Origin of the sequence: Micromonospora sp. CPCC 205546, assembly GCF_036902715.1 — a bacterium.
Classification (GTDB): Bacteria; Actinomycetota; Actinomycetes; order Mycobacteriales; family Micromonosporaceae; genus Micromonospora.
On sequence record NZ_JBAKHL010000017.1, the window covers coordinates 56,551 to 73,622 of the forward strand.

At 76.3% G+C, this 17,072-nt stretch carries 16 protein-coding genes and 1 riboswitch; of the genes, 4 read left to right on the forward strand and 12 right to left on the reverse strand.

Annotated features, from left to right (window positions below; translation table 11 throughout):
• Window positions 1-22: 22 nt before the first annotated feature.
• Both V6U77_RS11550 and V6U77_RS11555 read right to left on the reverse strand, forming a co-directional pair.
• Window positions 23-1,201 (reverse strand): alcohol dehydrogenase catalytic domain-containing protein, encoded by a 1,179-nt coding sequence (locus V6U77_RS11550; RefSeq protein ID WP_334606266.1) that lies wholly within the window; start codon window positions 1,199-1,201, stop codon window positions 23-25.
• Window positions 1,198-1,647 (reverse strand): hypothetical protein, encoded by a 450-nt coding sequence (locus V6U77_RS11555; protein WP_442934416.1) that lies wholly within the window; start codon window positions 1,645-1,647, stop codon window positions 1,198-1,200. Before V6U77_RS11555 ends, V6U77_RS11550 begins: the two co-directional genes overlap by 4 nt.
• Before the next feature lie 112 nt (window positions 1,648-1,759).
• On the opposite strand from V6U77_RS11555, the gene V6U77_RS11560 reads away from it, so the two are divergent.
• The gene (locus tag V6U77_RS11560; protein WP_442934417.1) at window positions 1,760-4,870 is read left to right on the forward strand and encodes a LuxR C-terminal-related transcriptional regulator; all 3,111 of its coding nucleotides are present in this window, start codon (window positions 1,760-1,762) and stop codon (window positions 4,868-4,870) included.
• Window positions 4,871-5,020: 150 nt separating this feature from the next.
• Here V6U77_RS11560 and V6U77_RS11565 read toward each other — a convergent pair whose 3' ends face one another.
• The 4 genes from V6U77_RS11565 to V6U77_RS11580 all read right to left on the reverse strand — a co-directional run bounded on the left by V6U77_RS11565 (window position 5,021) and on the right by V6U77_RS11580 (window position 7,397).
• Window positions 5,021-5,566, reverse strand: coding sequence for a DsbA family protein (locus V6U77_RS11565; RefSeq protein WP_334606268.1), 546 nt, complete (start codon window positions 5,564-5,566; stop codon window positions 5,021-5,023).
• A 109-nt stretch (window positions 5,567-5,675) separates the two neighbouring features.
• A complete protein-coding gene (locus V6U77_RS11570; protein ID WP_334606269.1) occupies window positions 5,676-6,362 on the reverse strand; it encodes a BON domain-containing protein in 687 nt (228 codons plus the stop codon).
• A gap of 301 nt (window positions 6,363-6,663) precedes the next feature.
• On the reverse strand, window positions 6,664-7,071 hold the full coding sequence (locus tag V6U77_RS11575; RefSeq protein ID WP_334606270.1) for a hypothetical protein: 408 nt from the start codon (window positions 7,069-7,071) through the stop codon (window positions 6,664-6,666).
• A 176-nt stretch (window positions 7,072-7,247) separates the two neighbouring features.
• Window positions 7,248-7,397, reverse strand: a complete 150-nt coding sequence (locus V6U77_RS11580) for a hypothetical protein (protein ID WP_334606271.1) — start codon at window positions 7,395-7,397, stop codon at window positions 7,248-7,250.
• Between the two features lie 329 nt (window positions 7,398-7,726).
• Here V6U77_RS11580 and V6U77_RS11585 point away from each other — a divergent pair, with 329 nt between their 5' ends.
• Window positions 7,727-8,089, forward strand: a complete 363-nt coding sequence (locus V6U77_RS11585) for an STAS domain-containing protein (RefSeq protein ID WP_334606272.1) — start codon at window positions 7,727-7,729, stop codon at window positions 8,087-8,089.
• 68 nt (window positions 8,090-8,157) lie between these two features.
• On the opposite strand, the gene surE is transcribed toward V6U77_RS11585, so the two are convergent.
• Complete coding sequence (surE, locus tag V6U77_RS11590) at window positions 8,158-8,982, reverse strand: 5'/3'-nucleotidase SurE (RefSeq protein ID WP_334606273.1); 825 nt, start codon at window positions 8,980-8,982, stop codon at window positions 8,158-8,160.
• On the reverse strand, window positions 8,979-9,956 hold the full coding sequence (locus tag V6U77_RS11595; protein ID WP_334606274.1) for a 1-phosphofructokinase family hexose kinase: 978 nt from the start codon (window positions 9,954-9,956) through the stop codon (window positions 8,979-8,981). Before V6U77_RS11595 ends, surE begins: the two co-directional genes overlap by 4 nt.
• 178 nt (window positions 9,957-10,134) lie before the next feature.
• Between V6U77_RS11595 and V6U77_RS11600 the strand changes: the two genes are divergently transcribed.
• Window positions 10,135-10,602, forward strand: a complete 468-nt coding sequence (locus V6U77_RS11600) for an SRPBCC family protein (protein ID WP_334606275.1) — start codon at window positions 10,135-10,137, stop codon at window positions 10,600-10,602.
• A gap of 87 nt (window positions 10,603-10,689) precedes the next feature.
• Here V6U77_RS11600 and V6U77_RS11605 read toward each other — a convergent pair whose 3' ends face one another.
• The 4 genes from V6U77_RS11605 to V6U77_RS11620 all read right to left on the reverse strand — a co-directional run bounded on the left by V6U77_RS11605 (window position 10,690) and on the right by V6U77_RS11620 (window position 16,265).
• Window positions 10,690-11,766, reverse strand: a complete 1,077-nt coding sequence (locus V6U77_RS11605) for a coiled-coil domain-containing protein (protein ID WP_334606311.1) — start codon at window positions 11,764-11,766, stop codon at window positions 10,690-10,692.
• Between the two features lie 13 nt (window positions 11,767-11,779).
• Window positions 11,780-11,911: riboswitch (cyclic di-AMP (ydaO/yuaA leader) on the reverse strand.
• Between the two features lie 153 nt (window positions 11,912-12,064).
• Window positions 12,065-12,982, reverse strand: a complete 918-nt coding sequence (locus tag V6U77_RS11610; protein ID WP_334606276.1) for a cation diffusion facilitator family transporter — start codon at window positions 12,980-12,982, stop codon at window positions 12,065-12,067.
• A gap of 76 nt (window positions 12,983-13,058) precedes the next feature.
• Window positions 13,059-15,176, reverse strand: coding sequence for a HelD family protein (locus V6U77_RS11615; protein ID WP_334606277.1), 2,118 nt, complete (start codon window positions 15,174-15,176; stop codon window positions 13,059-13,061).
• A gap of 153 nt (window positions 15,177-15,329) precedes the next feature.
• Window positions 15,330-16,265 carry an alpha/beta fold hydrolase gene (locus tag V6U77_RS11620; RefSeq protein WP_334606278.1) on the reverse strand — a complete coding sequence of 312 codons (936 nt, stop codon included), beginning with the start codon at window positions 16,263-16,265 and terminating at the stop codon, window positions 15,330-15,332.
• A 148-nt stretch (window positions 16,266-16,413) separates the two neighbouring features.
• Here V6U77_RS11620 and V6U77_RS11625 point away from each other — a divergent pair, with 148 nt between their 5' ends.
• Window positions 16,414-17,004 carry a carbonic anhydrase gene (locus tag V6U77_RS11625; RefSeq protein WP_334606279.1) on the forward strand — a complete coding sequence of 197 codons (591 nt, stop codon included), beginning with the start codon at window positions 16,414-16,416 and terminating at the stop codon, window positions 17,002-17,004.
• Window positions 17,005-17,072: the final 68 nt, after the last annotated feature.

The window sequence follows — 17,072 nt, forward strand, 5'->3', positions numbered from 1 at the left end:
TGGCGGGCCGCAGCGTTGCGCCTCAGCCGACGGCGGGCGGGAGATCGGGGCTGAGCACGGCGCGGACGCAGCCGTCGGCCCGGTCCCGGAACAGCGCGTACGCCTGCGCGCCCCGCTCCAGCGGCAGCCGGTGGGTGGCCAGGTGCTCCGTACGCAGCTCGTCGCGGGCCATCCGCTCCAGCAGCATCGGGATGTAGCGCTGCCCGTGCTGCCGCGCGCCCCGCACCGTCAGCCCCTTGTTGGTCACCGCACCCAGCGGGAAGGTGTCGACGAAACCGGTGAACTCGCCGAGCAGGAAGACCGAGCCGCCCTTGCGGCAGGCGTGCACGGCCTCGCGGACCGCCGCCGGTCGCTCGGCGCCGCCGGTGAACCGGTCCGCCAACGACCGCGGCCCGTGCCCGTTCCAGGCGGCCCCGACCGCCTCGACGCAGACGTCCGGGCCCCGCCCGCCGGTGCGCTCGCGCAGCTCGGCGGTGACGTCGGCGAGCCGGTGGTCGATCGTCTCCGCGCCGGCGTGCCGCTCGGCCATCCGCAGCCGCTCCTCCTCGGCGTCCACGACGATGACCCGCTCCGCGCCGAGCAGCCGCGCCGCCCGCGCCGCGAGCTGGCCGACCGCCCCCGCGCCCCAGACCGCCACCACGTCGCCAGGGCGCACCTGGCCCAGGTCGGCGCCCATCCAACCGGCCGGCGCGGCGTCGGAGGCGAACAGCGCGCGGTCGTCGCTGACCGGCTCCGGCACGGTGAACGCCCCGACGTCCGCGTACGGCACCCGGACGTACTCGGCGTGGCTGCCGGCGAAGCCGCCCATCGCCCGGGGCTGGCCGAACGCGCCCCCGGTGGGGTGGCCCCAGGCCGCCTCCGTGACGGCCGGGTCGGCGCTGCCGTTGTCGCAGCAGGAGGGCAGGTCACGCCGGCAGTACCAGCAGCTGCCGCAGGCCACCGACGCGCACACCACCACCCGGTCGCCGACCCGGTGCCGGCGCACCTGCGGCCCGACCTCGACCACCTCGCCGAGGAACTCGTGCCCGAGCACGTCGCCGACGGCGAGGAAGGGCACCCGCCCGGCCAGCAGCGGCAGGTCCCCGCCGCAGGTGGCGCTCTGCCGGACCCGCACGATGACGTCGTGGCCGTTGCGCAGCTCCGGGTCGGGCACCTGCCGTACCGCCAGCTCGCCAGCGCCCGCCCAGCACAGCGCCCTCATCGCGGCGGCCCCGCCGGGCGGTCGGCCGGCCAGCGGTCCGCGCGGAGCACCTCACCGGTCTCGGCGAGCTGCTTGGCCTCCCGCAACGCCCGGCGGACCAGCAGGCCGGGGTCGTCACCGACCAGGTGGGCGGCGAGGCCGGCCGGGGGCGCCGCGCCGGGCACCGGCCGGGCGGCCAGCTCCGTGCCCCGGCAGCCGGGGGCCGGCCGCAGCTCGACCTGCACGGCCGCGCCGAGCCGGCGCAGGGGCTCCGGCCAACGACCGTCGGGCAGCACCTCGCCGGGCGCGCGGTCGACGGTCACCACCTGCCAGCGCGCGGGCCGCGGATCGGCGCCGGCCGCGCGGGGCCAGGCGGACCCGGGCCGGCGTACGGCCAACGCCCGACCCGTCGCCACGAGGGCGAGCGCCGCCCCGGCCGCGCCCGCCAGCCGTCCCCTTCGACCCACCCCGGCCCCCTCCCGTTGCCCTCCCACGCCGGACGCGCACCGGCGCGCGGTCGCTCGCCCGCGTACGCCCAGGGTCGCCCGGGGCGGGGTGAAGCCGGGTCCCCCCGAAGGGGTGAACGGGCCCGCGCCGGGTAACCGCCGCCCGCGGGACCTGGGGGAGTGGACGCATCGGTGGAGGGTGGGCCGGATGCCGGAGCACGTACGGGACACGGGGGGCGTCGCGGTCGCGGGCGGGCCGGCCGGCGGGCGGCTGCTGACGTCGCGGCTGTGCCCCGCCCCGCCGCCGGAGCCGTTGGTGCTGCGGCCCCGGCTGCTGCGGGCGTTGGACGAGGGGACCGCCGGGCCGGTCACCCTGGTCCGCGCCCCGGCCGGGTGGGGCAAGACGACACTGCTCGCCTCCTGGTACCGCGCCGCCGGCGAGGCCGGCGCGCACCGGGACCGGGTGGGGCCGGGGCCGGTGACCGCCGCCGCCGGGGGGCCCCGGGACGACGGGCCGGCCGGCGCGGCTCCGGGCGACTTCGGCGCGACGGCGGGCGTGCCGTCGGAACCCGAGCGACCCCGCGCGGCCTGGCTCTCCGTGGAGGCCGGCGACGACGGCGACCGGCTCTGGTCCTACCTCGCCGCAGCGCTGCGCGCGGCCACGGATCCCACCGACGACCCGGGGCCGCCCGTGCCGGACCGGCCGCCCCGCCCCGACCAGTTGGAGGTGCTGGCCGCGGCCCTGGCCGCCCGGGAACGGCCGGTGCTGCTGGTCCTGGACGACCTGCACCGGATCACCGACCCGGAGGCGCTGACCGGTCTGGAGTTCCTGCTCCGCCACGCCGAGCAGCGGCTGCGCCTGGTGGTGGGCGCCCGCGCCGGGATGCCGCTGGCCGTGCACCGGCTGCGGCTGGCCGGCGAGCTGACCGAGGTCGGCCCCGACGAGCTGGCCTTCGGCGGCGACGAGGTCGCCGACCTGCTGGCCGCGCACGGGGTGGCGCTGCCGGCGGCCGGGGTGCGCCGGCTGCGGGACCGCACCGGCGGCTGGCCGGCGGCCCTCCGCCTCGCCGCGCTGGCGCTGCGCGGGCAGCCGGACCCGGCCCGCTGGGTCGAGCAGTTCGGCGGCGACCAGCCGGCCGTGGCCGGCTACCTGCGCGAGGAGGTGCTCGCCGGGCTCGACCCGGACGCGCGGGACGTGCTGCGTCGCTCCGCCGTCGCCGACGCGGTCTGCGCCGGCCTGGCCGACGCGCTGACCGGCCGGACCGACGCCGAGCAGACGCTGGCCGGCCTGGCCGGCGACGACGGGCTGCTGCGCCGCGACGACAGCCGCCCGCCCTGGTACCGGTGCCCGCCGCTGCTGAGCGACCTGCTGCACGCCGAGCTGGCCCGGCTGCCCGCCGACGAGCTTCGCGACCTGCACCTGCGCGCGGCCGGCTGGTACTCCGGCAACGGCCGGCCCGCCGAGGGGCTGCGGCACGCGCTCGCCGGCGGCGACCACGACCGGGCCGCCGCGCTCTTCGTGGCCTGCTGGCCGGAGCTGGTCCCCTACGACCGGGAGGCCCCCGCCGGCCGGGCGCCCGCGCCCCCGCCGCCGGGGGCCGTGCGCGGCGACCCGGAACTCGGGCTCGCCTGGGCCGCCGATCGGGCCCGGACCGGCGACGCCACCGCCGCCGCCGGGCACCTGCGCGAGGCCGTCGAGGCCGCCCGGACGCTGCCGACGCCGCGCCGGGACCGGTTCCGGCGGCTGGCCACGGCCGTGGAACTCACCCTGGCCCGGCTGGCCGGCGACCCCGAGGCGGTACGCGCCGCCGCCGCCCGGCTGCTCGCCACCCGTCCCACTCCGCCGGCCGGGGCGTCCCCGTCACCGGGGTCGGCCGGGGCGTCCCGAGCGTCGGGGTCAGCTGGGTCTCCGTCACCGGGGTCGGCCGGGGCGTCCCCAGCGTCGGGGTCGGCCGGGGCGTCCCCGGCGCCAGCGACCGGTGGGCCCGCGAGGCATCCGACCCCGCCGGGTAGGCCCCCCGACGGGCTGCCCGCCGCGCAGGTGCCGGCCGAGCCGCGCAGTGCCGCCGCCGAGGACGCCGACGTGCGGGCGGTGGCCGGTACGGCGCTCGGCCTGGCCGACCTGGCGGACGGGGACCTGCCCGCCGCCGGCCTCGCCTTCGCCCGGTCGCTGTCGGCGGCCCGGGAGGCCGGACGGCCGCGTACGGAGCTGGTCTGTGCCAGCCGGGCGGCCCTGCTGCACGCCGTGCGGGGCGAACTGCGGGCCGCCGAGACCCTCGCCCGGGACGCCCTGGCCCTGCCGCCCTGCCACGGCTGGTCCTGCCGGGAGGACTGCGCCCACGCGTACCTGGCGCTGGCCGTGGTCGCGCTGCACCGGGACCAGCCCGAGGAGGCGCGGGCGAACCTGGCGCCGGCCGACCCGGCCACCGGCCAGCCCGTCGTGGGGGCCGTGGCGGCGCTGTGCCGGGCGTACCTGCTGCGCGACGCCGGTGACCTGGCCGAGGGCCACCGGCTCCTCTTCGAGGCGCGGGAGCGGCTTGGCGACCGGCCCCGGGCCGGCGAGCTGACGCACTGGCTGCTGGCCGCCGAGGCGGACGTGCGCGGGGCCCGGGGCGACCTGGGCGCCGCCCGGGACCTGCTCGTCGACCCCGTACGCGACGGGACCGCCCCGCCGCTGGCGGTCGCGCTCGCCCGGGTGGAGCTGCGCGCCGGCGACCCGCGCGCCGCCGGGTACGCGCTGCCCGACTGGCAGTCGCCGGAGGCGGTTGGCTGGCCGCTGCCCGTACGCCTGGACGCCGCGGTGCTGGACGCGGTGCTGGCGCGGCGCGCGGGCGACGACCGGCGCGCCGGACGGGTGCTGGAACAGGCCCTCGACCTGGCCGGGCCGGAGGGCCTCCGGCGGCCGTTCACCCGCGCCGAGCCCGGGATCCGCGACCTGCTCGCCGCGCACCTGGACGCGGGCACGGCGCACTGGCCGACGGTGAGCGACCTGGTCCGGGGTGCCGACGCGCCCGCCGAGCGGGCCCCGGCGCCCCGGGCGGCGGCGCTGGACGAGCCGCTCACCGAGCGGGAGCTGACCATCCTGCGCTACCTGCAGAGCATCCTGACCAACGTGGAGATCGCGGCCGAGCTGTCCCTGTCGGTCAACACGGTGAAGACCCACGTACGCAACATCTACCGCAAGCTCGACGCCACCCGCCGCCGCGAGGCCGTCCGCCGAGCCCGCGACCTCCACCTCATCTAACCCACCCGCCCCGCCCCTGCCCCACCCCTCCTGCCGGTCGATCATGCAGTCGTGGTGGGCGGACTGCCCTCCTGCGCCCCATTCGCGGGGCACCCGAACTGCACGATCGGCGGGGTGATGGGCGGGGCGGGGTGGGCGGGTGGGGTGGGGTCAGGGGGTGGCGGCGTCTATTGCCGTGAGGAGGTCCGCGACGTCGTAGTTGCCGTCGTGGCGGGCGTCGTTGACGAAGAGGGTCGGGGTGGCGTGGACGCCGCTGCGGATGCCGCCCACGAAGTCCCGCCGCACCCGGTCGGCGTGCGCCTGGCGCTCCATCTCCGCGGCCACCTCGTCGGCGGGCAGGCCGAGCTGCTCCATGCCGAGCGACAGGTGCACGCGGTCGAGCTGGTCCTGGTGCTCGTAGAGCCAGTCGTGCAGCGCCCAGAACTGCCCGCGCCGGCCGGCGGCCTCGGTGGCCTCGGCCGCCTGCTCCGCGTACGGGTGCATGTTGGTGATCGGGAAGTGCCGGTACACCAGGCGCACCGTGTCCGCCCGCTGCCGCAGCAGCTCCCGCAGGTTCGCGTACGCGGCCCCGCAGAACCGGCACTGGAAGTCGGCGTACTCGACGATCGTCACCGGCGCGTCCATCGGCCCGCGGATGTGGTCGTCCTCGCTCACCGGGGTCCGCAGGAGGGGACTCACCTGGAGTGGGGTGGTCATCGGATGCTCACCTCAGTCATGTCGCCCAGCCTGCCCGGCGACGGGGTGAGGGCGGTTCACCCCGCCGGGGTGGCTCGACGTGCGGCCGTCGGGTGCTGCCGGACGCGGTTCAGCCCAGCACCGGGGCGACCGCGATGTGGTTCTGCACCTCGCGGATGCCCGGCGCGCACCAGGCGGTCCGCTCCACCTCGGCCCGCTCGGGCATCGAGTGGACCAGCCCGCCGAGCACCACCGTGTCGCCGTGCACCCGGACGGTGATCCGCTCCGCCGGGGTGGCCCGGTTGCGCGCCAGCGCGTCGACGATCCGTTCCGCCAGGGCGTGCCCGTCCGGCCGCGCGTCCGGGCGGACGGTGATGCCGTTGCTGACCCCGCGTACGCCGGTCAGCCGGGCCACGGCGCGTTCGGCGGCGCGGCGCTGGTACTCCCAGTCCACGTCGCCGTGCAGGGTGACCCAGCCCTGCGAGACGGTCACGTCGAGCCGCTCCAGGGGCACGAACGCGTCCCACTCCAGCGCGTGCGCGGCCGCGGCGGCGATGTCCGGGTCGGGGCGTTCGGCGCCGGTGCCGAGGCGTACCGCCAGGTCGTTGGCGACCGCCCGGACGCGCGCCACCCGGTGCGCCGCCCGCTCGGCGGCCCACTTCTTGGCATAGCTGTCCACCCGGCCGGTGAGCGTGACCACGCCCTCGGCGACGGTCACGCCGATCTCGTGCGGCCGTACCCGGGGTTCCCAGGCCAGCTCGTCGAGGACGGCCGACTGGATGTCCTGGTCGCTTCGGCTGATCGTCTCGATGGCCATCTGTCACTCCTCACCTGGCTGGCCGGTGCGCACGCCTCCGCCGGGACCGATCCTGGCGGGCGGGCGGGTGAGGGGGCCCCACCCGTACCGGGTGAGCGCGGGGAGCGCTTCGGCGCGGACCGACCGCCACGCGGGCGGGACCTAACTCGGCGCCCCGGTCGAGGACACCGTGAGCGTCGCCATCGGCCGCGCCGGCGAAGGCCTCGCCGCCGAGCGGTCGAGCCGGTGCTGACGGGCGTGCCCCGGTCGACCCGTGGGGGTCGGCCGGGGCACGTTCGCCGTCAGCGTGTGCCGGGGTTGCTCAGCCGTCGAGGCCGACGGGGGAGTTGGGCCGGTCGACGTCGACGAACTCGATGTCGTCCATCGCCCGGTCGCCGCGGCTGCCGGCGGCCCGCGCGGCGGTGCCGGCGGCCCAACCGACCGCCGCACCGACGAGCGCGGCGCCGATCAGCAGCGTCCAGGGCAGTGCGGGCCGGCGGCCGGCCAGCGCGTCGAAGGCCTGGGTGGCGCGGCGGCGGGCCTCGTCCGCCGCGGAGCCCACCAGGTCACCGGCCTCGTCGGCGAGACCCGAACCGCCTCGGCGGGCCGAACGTGCGGTGTCCCGGACACTGTCGCCGGCGGAGCTGACCGCCGAGACCAGTTGCTGCCACGCCTGGTCCGTGATCCGCTCGGGCTTGCTGCGGCGGTCCAGCAGGTTGCTTGCGAACATGGTGGGTTACCTCCTCGGGTGCCGAAGCCGGCGGCCATTTCGGACTTCGGCGTCGCACCGGCGTGTGACGGTTCGCTCGTTACCGCCTGTGCCCCGTGGGGCGTCTGCGCAAACCCGGTGCGGCGGCGGGTGCCGCGATCCGGGCGACGTCGGACGGGCGGCGCGCCCGTCCGGCGTCAGCGCAGGGCGACCGCCGAGGTCACGCCCCGGGCGAAGTCGTCGTCGTCATCGTCGTCGTCCCCGCCTCCGCCGCCGCCGAACCCGCACGCCAGTACGAGGGCCAACAGCGCGCTGACGCCGGCCAACGCGGCAAGTCTCCTGAGCATCGATCGTCCTCCCGGTCGTAGTCGTGTCTCCGAGCCGATGCTAGGCAGAACGGGCAAGGCCAGGGGCCGGAGCGCAACAGGCCACGCCCGGGGGACGGCTGTTGGGCGGTGCCGGGGGTGGCCGGCTACCCTGGGGGCGCGACGCGTCAGCGGAAGCCGATGCGCCGTGGGACAAAACGTCAATAGTCCGGAAAAGGGCGACTTGCTGTGTCCTGATCCGCGAATTGCTCATCCCGAGGGGTGGCGACCGAGGCCGTCGGAGGAATACTCTCGGTCGCGGCCCGCGTACTGATGAGGCGCCCGTCGGACGGGCGAGTGGAGGTGCTCGCGTGAGCCTGTCGATCGTGAAGTCGGTCCTGCCCGGTGGTGTCATCGAGATCGCCCCGCGGGGTGAGATCGACGTCGACACCGCATACGAGGTGCGCGAGGCCATCGCCGAGGTCCTGACCAAGGGCCGCCCCGCTCGGATCGAGCTGAACATGCGGCTCGTCACCTTCATCGACTCGGTCGGCATCAGCGCGATGGTCGCCGGCTTCCAGACCGCCGAGGTGAGCGGTGTCAAGCTCGTCGTCACCGAGCCGAGCCGGTTCGTGCACCGGCAGCTCTGGGTGACGGGCCTGCTCGGCCTCTTCGGCGCTCCCGAGCCCTACTACGCCGGCGCGCCCACCCCCGAGGTCCTCCCCGGGGCCTGACCGCCGTCGGCACCGCCGGCCCGCGCCACCACCGGAGGCGGTGCGGCCCGGAGCCCGGTGCGCGTCGTTCAGGCGTCGCCGAGGCCCGACAGGTCGACGTCCGCCACCTCGGTGACCGCGCGGATGGCCGTCACCGAGGCGTACCCCTCGGCCAGCAGTGCCAGGTCGGTGCCGGGCTGCACGGCCTGCCCCGGCTCCTCCAACGAGGTGCGGACGAAACCGTGCCCGGCCTCCGCCACCGTCATCTGCACCTGACCGAAGCTGGCCAGCGTGCCCCGGCGTACGCCCCGCAGCCGGTTGTGCGGCAGGTCCGGCGCGTTGACGTTGAGCACGCTCTCCGTCGGCCCCGCCGTGAGCCGGGGCAGCAGGTCCAGGGCCACCCGGGCGGCCGTCGCCCAGTGCCGTTCGGCGTCGCGTACCCGGGCGGCGGCGGCCACCGCGGCGCCCCCGCTCGCGGCGGTGGCCTCCCCGGCCGCGAGCACGTCGAGCGAGACGGCCATCGCCCGGCAGCCGTTCGCGGCAGCCGTGAACGCGGCGCCCACCGTGCCCGAGTGCAGCACGGCGCGTCCCGCGTTCGCACCCCGGTTGATGCCGGACAGCACCACGGTCGGCGGGGGGCCGAAGGCGCCGTGGACCGCGATCAGCGCGATGAAGCCGGGGGAGCCGCCGACCGCGAACGCCGGCACCTGCGGCAGCTCCGGCAGCGGGTGCTCGCGGACCACCACGTGCCCGTCGCGCTCCACGGCGGTCATCGCGGCGCTCGTGCCGCTCGCCTCCTCCAGCGGCGCGGCGACGACCACGTCCAGGCCCCGGTCCGCCGCCGCCCGCGCCAGCGCCTGGATGCCGGGCGCGGCGATCCCGTCGTCGTTCGTGACCAGCACCCGCAGGGTCATCGCTCGGCCGCCCGGTCGGCCAGCTCGTCGGGGCTGGTGCGCTCCTGCGGCCGGCTGCCGGCCGGTACGAGACGCACCCGGTCGACCAGGCCGGTGATCGAGTCGAGCCGGCCCGTGCCCAGGCCGTGGCGGGTCACGTTCAGCGCCCCGGCCGCCGCGCCGGTACGGATCGCGGTGCGCACGTCACCGCCGCGCGCGACCACGGCCGCCACCCCGGCGGTCATCGAGTCGCCCGCCCCGCGCGGGTCGGCGGCCTCCAGCCGGGGCATCTCCACCTCGAAGACCTCGCCGTCGACCAGGGCGAGGGCGGGCTTGTCGGCCCGGCTCACCACCACGTTCTCGGCGCCACCGGCGTGCAGGTCGTACAGGGCCCGGGTGAGCCGCTCCTCGTCGTCGCCGTCAGCGCGGCCGTCGGCCAGCAGCTCCTCGTGGCTGACCTTGAGGAAGAAGACGCCGCTGTCCAGGACGGCGTCGAGGTGCTCGCCGCAGAGGTCGACGACCACCCGGCTGCCGTTGGCCCCGAGGTCGGCGGCGAACCGCCGGTAGAGGTCGGCCGGGACCAGCGACGGCTCGTTCGGCCCGCTCAGGACGCTGACGGCGGCGCGCAGCCCCTCGCCGAGGGCCAGGTTGTACAGCTCGTCGAGCTCGTGCCGGCTGAGCGGCTGGCCGGGCACGTCCACCAGCTCCTGCCGGGAGCCCTCGCGCCGGTCGTGCACGTAGCCGCCGCTGCCGGAGTCGCGGACCACCACCTTCAGGTCGACTCCCTCGCTGACCAGCAGGGGCTCCAGCACCTGGCCGATCTCGCCGCCGAGGGCGGTGCAGAGCACCACCTCCACGCCGAGCGACATCACCATCCGGGCCTGCCACACGCCCTGCCCGCCGGGGTGCAGGTGCAGCTCCGGGGCCTCGCTGGGCTGGTCGATGGTCACCGTCAGCCGGGGCGTGGGCGCGAAGACCATCACGTGCCCGCTCATCCGTCGCACCCGTCCATGCGACCGCCCTCCACCGGTGTACACGTCACGTGGTCGTTCATGAGCTGACCGTAGTGGGGGCGTGGCCCGGACGTCCGGACTCCGGGCGGGATCGGCGCGGCGTTGCCAGGGCGCCCCCGCATGCGCGACGATCGGGCGACCATCGGCGGTGGGGAGACGCGTGCTCAGGCGGAGTTCCTTCAGCTACACCGTGCAGGCGCGCTGCTCCGTGGCGGAGGCGGCGGCACTGCTCGCCGACCCCGCCCGCCAGGTGGGCCTGCATCCGCTGATCGTCCGGGTCCGTCGGGTGCGGCCCCGCCCCGGCGCGCGGGCCAGCTACGACATCACCGATCGACTGGCCGCCGGGCCGTTACGCCTGCCGCTCACCTACCGGGCCGACGTCCTCGTCGACGAGCCCGACGAGATCGTCACCGTGGCCCGGCAGCGGCCCGCCACGACGGTGCGCAACCGCACCCGGCTGCGGGCGGAGCCCGACGGCGTGGTCCACATCGACGTGGAGATCACCCTCGCCGCGCCCGCGCCGCTCTTCGGCTACGCGTTCCGCCAGGCCCGCGCCGCCCACCTCGGGCTGGCCGCGCGCCTCGCCGAGGCCCTCGACACGCCTGCGCCCGAGCCGCCGGCGGGCTGACCGCCCGGGACGGGCGCGGCGTCCCGGCCGGGCGAGCGTAGCCACGCCCCGGTGACCCGCGAGCTGCGGGGCACCGGGGCGCGGGCGTCAGTAGACCGACAGGTGCACGTGGTTGGTGTGGTCGCTGGACGGGTCGCCGTTGGCGCCGCTGTACGACTTCCACCCGCTGCTCGGCAGCCAGATCTGCCGGTACCAGATCACGTAGAGCACCGCGAGCCGGTCGGCGTTGCGCACGTAGTACGCCGCCAGGTTGTTGCCGTACGTCCGGTCGCCGCCGGTGGCGTCGCCGCCGAAGCCGCCCTTCTGGGCCGCGAAGTCGCAGGCGCGGCCCTTCGGGTGCTCGCCGGAGCCGCCGGGGCGGTAGCAGGAGACGTAGCGGGTGAAGCCCGCCGCCTTGGCCTGGTTGAGCGCGTGCAGGGTGCGCGGCGTGATGCAGCCGTTGGCGGGGGTGGGGTCGTTGACGCTGCACGACTCGCGCGGCCAGGAGCCGTCGGAGTTGCGCGGCGCCGCCTTCGCCGTCTTGTTCGAGGTGCCACCCGGCGAGCCACCCCCGCCCGAGGACTGCTGCCGCTGCTTCTGGTTGGCGACCGTCAGCGCCCGTTCGGCCTGCTCCTTGCGCTTGGCCATCACGGTGACCTGCTTACGCTGCTCCCGGATCTCGCCGTCCAGGGCGAGCTTGGTGCGGACGGCCTCGTCCCGGGTCTGCTGGAGTTCCCGCAGGGCCCGGTCCTCGTTGGCGGCCACCGCGTCGAGGGCGGCGGCGCGGTCCATGAAGCCGTCCGGCGAGTTGCTGTTGAGCAGGGCGGACGCCACGCTGAGCCGCCCGGTGCGGTAGGCGGCTCCCGCGATCTCGCCGACCTTGGCGGTGCGCGCGTCCAGCTCCACCTCGGTCGTCTTGAGCTGCGCGGTGAGCTGCCGCTGCCGCTTGGCCGACGTGTCGAGGGCCCGCTTGGCGTCGAGGTAGCCCTTGCTGGCGGCCTCGAGTTGGGCCCGCAGCGCGGGGGTGCCACCCTCCTCGTCCTGGCCGGGAGCCGCGGCGAGCAGGCCGGCGCGGGTGGCGGCCGCCGCCGGGGCGGCGGTGGCCGGAGCCACGGCGGCGCCGAGGGCGAGCATCGTGGCGATCAGGGCCGCCGTTCGGGCGGCACGTCGTCGTACAGGTGCCATCACTGGCATACACGCGTCCTTCCGTCAGCCGCCGACCGGGTTAGCTGACGGGTTCGGGACGGAAGATCCCTACCGCTGACGCGGATGCACCCCACGAACATGGTTCCCCGGTTCGCCCCGGCGGGCGATTAGGCGGCGGCCACCGCCGGCACCGGTGGGTGCCGCCTGGCGGAGGCCGAGGCTGAGCCTACCGGTGCCGGTGTGACTGCTGCACCGCAGGTGACGCACGGTGCATGTCTATTAACCGTCAAATCCGGCATAAGGTAACAATACTCTCCCAGATTTAAGGTTGTCCTCATTACCACTCGACTGCCCCGCAGGCCCCGGGCGACGCTCCGGGCTCGATCTGCAACGTGGCGTGCTCGATCTGGAAGTCCTCGTGCAGCGCGGCCCGGGCGGCGCCCAGCACCGCGCCGACCTCCGCGTCGGGCGTCATGGTCAGGTGCGCCGAGGCGACCTCCATCCCGGAGGTGAGGGTCCAGACGTGCAGGTCGTGCACCTCGGCGACGCCGGGCACCGCGGCCAGCCGGTCGTGCACGGCCGTGACCTGGAGGTGTTCCGGCGCGGCCTGCACCAGGATGCGCAGCGCCGCCCGCCCGAGTCGCCAGGTGCGCGGCAGGATGAACACCCCGATCCCGACCGCCACCAGCGGGTCCGCCCACCACCAGCCGGTGGTGACGATCAGCAGCGCCGCCCCGATCACGCCGAGTGAGCCCAGCAGGTCGCCGAGCACCTCCAGGTAGGCGCCGTGGACGTTGATGCTCTCCTTCGCCCCCGAGCGCAGCAGGGCGAACGCGCCGACGTTGGCGAGCAGGCCGAGCACGGCGACCACCAGCATGGGGCCGGCCAGCACCTCGGGCGGGTCGCCGAAGCGGCGTACGGCCTCGATCACGACGTAGACCGCGACGCCGGAGAGCAGCGCGGCGTTGGCCAGCGCGGCCAGCACCTCCAGCCGGTAGAGGCCGAAGGTGCGCTGCGGGTCGGTGCCCGCGCGCCGGGTGGCGGCGATCGCCGCGAGGGCCATGCCGATGCCGAGCACGTCGGTGAACATGTGCCCGGCGTCGCTGAGCAGGGCCAGCGAGCCCGTGCGGAAGGCCGCCACCGCCTCCACCACCATCAGGCCGGCGAGCAGCCCGAACGCCGCCCAGAGTCGGCCCCGGTGGCGGTGCGCGGCGTTCGCGACCGATCCGTGATGGTGGTCATGACCTGCGCCCACGCGCCCACCCTCCGTCAGGCGTCCGGATCCGCGTCGAATCTATGCTCACATCGCAATGTGTGCAAGTGATGTGGCGTCAGCCGATCGGGTCGACGGTGGTCAACCGCTGGGTGGCCCGGGACAACGCCACGTAGAGCGTCCGCACCCCCGACCCCGGGTCGGCCCGGATCTCGCTCGGGGCGACGAGGACGACCCCGTCGTACTCCATGCCCTTGGCCTCCAGGCTGGTCACCACCTGCAGGCGCGGCGCGCCCAGCCCGCTCAGCCAGCCGGCGACCTCGTCGCGGCGGGGCACCGGCGTGATCACCCCGACCGTGCCCTCGACCTCGGTGAGCAGCGTCCTGGCCGCCGCCACGACCGCGCTCTCCAGCTCCGTCGGCGACACCGCCAGGGCGACCGGGTCGACTCCGGTGGACCGCACCGCCCGGGGCAGCGGGAGGTCCGGGTGCAGCCGGCGGATCTCGGCCGCCGCCACCGCGAAGATCTCCGCCGAGTTCCGGTAGTTCGTGGTGAGGGTGAAGTGGTGCCGCTTGCGCCGGCCAAGCGCCTGGTCCCGGGCCCGGGACAGCTCCTCCGCCTCACCCGTCCACGCCGTCTGGGCCGGGTCGCCCACCACCGTCCACGAGGCCAGCCGGCCGCGCCGGCCGATCATGCGCCACTGCATCGGCGAGACGTCCTGCGACTCGTCGACGACCACGTGCGCGTACTCGCGGTAGTCCTCCGGACGCTCGCGCGCCGCGTCGCGGGCGGCGCGCTGCCGGTCGGCGAAGGTGCTCAGCTCCCGGACCCCGCCGGCGAGCTGGAACGGGTCCCGCTTCGCCCGGGCCGGTCGCATCGGCTTGCCGAGCAGCGCGTCCAGCTCGTCGAGCAGGGCGATGTCGGCAATCGTCAGCCCGTCCTCGTCCAGGCTCCGGTACGCGTCGCCCAGCAGCCGGATCTCGGCCCGGGAGAGGACCCCCTCGGCGTAGCGGCGCAGCCGGTCCGGGCGGGCCAGCCAACCCAGCACGTGCCGGGGGTGCAGCCGGGGCCACCATGCCTTGAGGAACTCCCGGAACTCCGGGCGCTCGGCGATCTCGTCCTCGAACGCGCGCTGCTCGGGCAGCCGGCCGACGCCCAGCCTGCGCGCCTGCGCCCACAGCGCCGCGAAGACCCCGTCGAAGCCCGCGCGGCGCACCTCGTTGCGTCGGGCGCCCCGGGGCATCGCCCGGTCCCGGATGCCGTCCAGCTCGCGGCGCTCCAGCCGGAGCAGCTGCCCCCGGTAGAGCAGGCGCAGCTCGGTCGGGCCGCCCGGCACCGCGTCCCGGGCCGCCCGCTCCAGCACCCGCCGCATCCGCAGCGAGCCCTTCACCGCCGCCACGGCAGGCGGGTCGGTGCGGGTGGCGGTCATGCCGGCAAAGAGCGTGCCCAGCGAGTGCAGGGTGGCGGTGTCCTCGCCGAGCGAGGGCAACACCGAGGCGATGTACTCGACGAAGACCGAGGACGGGCCGACCACCAGGATGCCGCCCCCGGCGAACCGGCCACGGTCGGAATAGAGCAGATACGCGGCCCGGTGCAGCGCGACCGCGGTCTTCCCGGTGCCCGGACCGCCGGACACGAGCGTCACGCCCGAGCCGGGGGAGCGGATCGCCTCGTCCTGCTCCCGCTGGATGGTGGCGACGATGTCCCGCATGCCCCGGCCGGTGGCCTTCGACAGCGTGGCCAGCAGCGCGCCGTCGCCGACGACCGCCATGTCGGACGGCGCGGCGGCGGGGTCGAGCAGGTCGTCCTCGATGCGGGTGACCCGTTCGGCCGAGGACTGGATCGTGCGCCGCCGCACCACGCCCAGCGGCTGCGCCGGGGTGGCCTGGTAGAAGGCGGCGGCGGCCGGGGCCCGCCAGTCGACCACCAGCGTGGACGCGTCGTCGTCCCGGATGCCGAGCCGCCCGACGTGCAGCACCTGCCGGTCGAGCAGGTCCAGTCGGCCGAAGACCAGGCCCTCGTGCTCGGCGTCGAGCATGTGCCGCCGCCGTGCGGCGTGGAACACCATCGCGTCCCGTTCGACGAGCGCCCCGAAGTTGCCCACCCGGGCGAGCCGGTAGCCCTCCTTCTCGGCGCTGACCGCCGACCGGCGCAGCTCGGCCAGTCGGGCGTACACCCGGTCGAGGTGCCGTTGCTCGACGGCGATCTCCTGTTCCAGGGTGGTCTGGTCGCTCACCGCTCGCTCCTCCTGACGTCGGCGGCGGGCGGCGCGAACCCCGCGAACCGCGCCAGGCCAACCGCAAGAGGGTACGGCCCGCGCGCAACCGGCGGCGTCACCGGTGCGGGAAAGGAACCCGCGTCACGCCCGGGGTGCGCCGCGGGGGCCGGATCAGTCCACCCCGGCGGCGGCGGTCGCGCCGGTCCCGGGGACGGTGAGCACGCGCCGGAGCACGCCGCCCAGCGCCGCGTTGACCTCGTCGGGGCGTTCCATCATGAGCATGTGCCCGGCGCCCGGGCAGACGGTCAGCTCGGTCGCCGGCAGCGCGGCGGCGATCGACTCGGCGCAGGGCGGCGGGGTGAGCCGGTCCCGGTCACCCACCAGGGCCGCCGCCGGCAGGTGGGCCAGCTCGGCGAGGGTGTCCAGCCGGTGCTGCGCCCCGATCGAGGCGCGGAACCCGCCGATCGAGCGCAGGGAGGCGCGGGCCACCGCCGACGTGACCAACCGGATGTCGTGGGGGTCGCAGCGGTCGCCGAAGAGCATCCAGCGGATGCTGGGACGCAGCGCCCGCAGCAGCGCCCGGGGCGGCCGCCAGGCCCCGCAGCGGGCCAGCACGCCGGCCCCGGTGGTCTCGGCGAGCCGGATCAGCCGCGCGATGCGGGGCGAGAGGCCGTAGACGGTGTGCGTGTGGCCCTCGGCGGTCGTGGAGACGAAGACCAGCCCGGCCGTACGGGCGGCGAAGTGCCTCACGTGGCGGTGGGCGTACTCCATGATCGTCATGCCGCCCATCGAGTGGCCGACCAGCACGACCCGGCCGGTCGGGGCCACCTCGTCCAGCACCGCGGCGAGGTCGTCGCCGAGCTGGGCCACGGTGGCGGTGGGCAGCGCCATGCAGCTCGACCGGCCGTGGCCACGGGCGTCGTAGGTCACCACCCGCACCGCGTCGTCGAACCGTTCCCGCAGGTCGGCGACCTGTCGGTGCCAGGCCCGCCCGTCCAGCGTCCAGCCGTGCAGCAGCACGACGGTGACCTCGGCGTCGGCCGGCCCGACCACCTCGACGTGCAGGCGTACGTCGTCGGGGAGGCGTACCTCCACGTGTTCCGGCATCGTCACCTCCCCAGGCCCGCGCGGAACCGCAACACCGGGGATACCCGGTGGTAACACCGGCTACCCGTCATGAGACCACGACAACCGTCCCGGTGAGAAGATTCGTAACCCGCTCCGGTCGTCCGGTGGGCCCGCCAAGCTGGGTGCCATGGGGTCGCCCCGGGCCGCGCTGGCCGAGCTGCTCGCCGGCAACCGTCGCTTCGTCAGCGGCCAGCCGATCCACGGCCACGACGTCACCGCCGCCGCGGCGGCGGCCTCGGGCGACCAGCAGCCGTACGCGGTGCTCCTCGGCTGCATCGACTCCCGGGTGCCGCTGGAGGCGATCTTCGACCAGACCTTCGGGTCGATCTGCGTCATCCGCACCGGCGGGCACGTGCTCGACCGGGCGGTGCTCGGCTCCATCGAGTACGTGGTCGGTGAGCTGGATGTGCCGCTGGTGGTGGTGCTCGGGCACGAGCGGTGCGGCGCGGTGGCCTCCGCCGTGGACACGCTGCGCGGCGGGCCGTCGCCGGGCGGCGCGCTGGCCCACCTCGTCGACCAGATCGCCCCTGCGGTGACGGAGGTGGGCGTCGACGACCCTCGGGTGCATCCGCTGGCGATCCGGCGGCACGTGCTGCGTACGGTGGCCGCCCTGCGCGCCGACGACCGGCTCGCCGCCCCGGTCGCCGCCGGCCGGCTGGCGGTGGTCGGCGCCCTCTACGACCTGGGGACCGGCGACGTCGCCCTGCTCGAGGCCTGAGCCCGTGCCGCAGACGGCGACCGCCCGCCGGGATGATCCCGGCGGGCGGTCGCGGTGTCGCGTGGGGG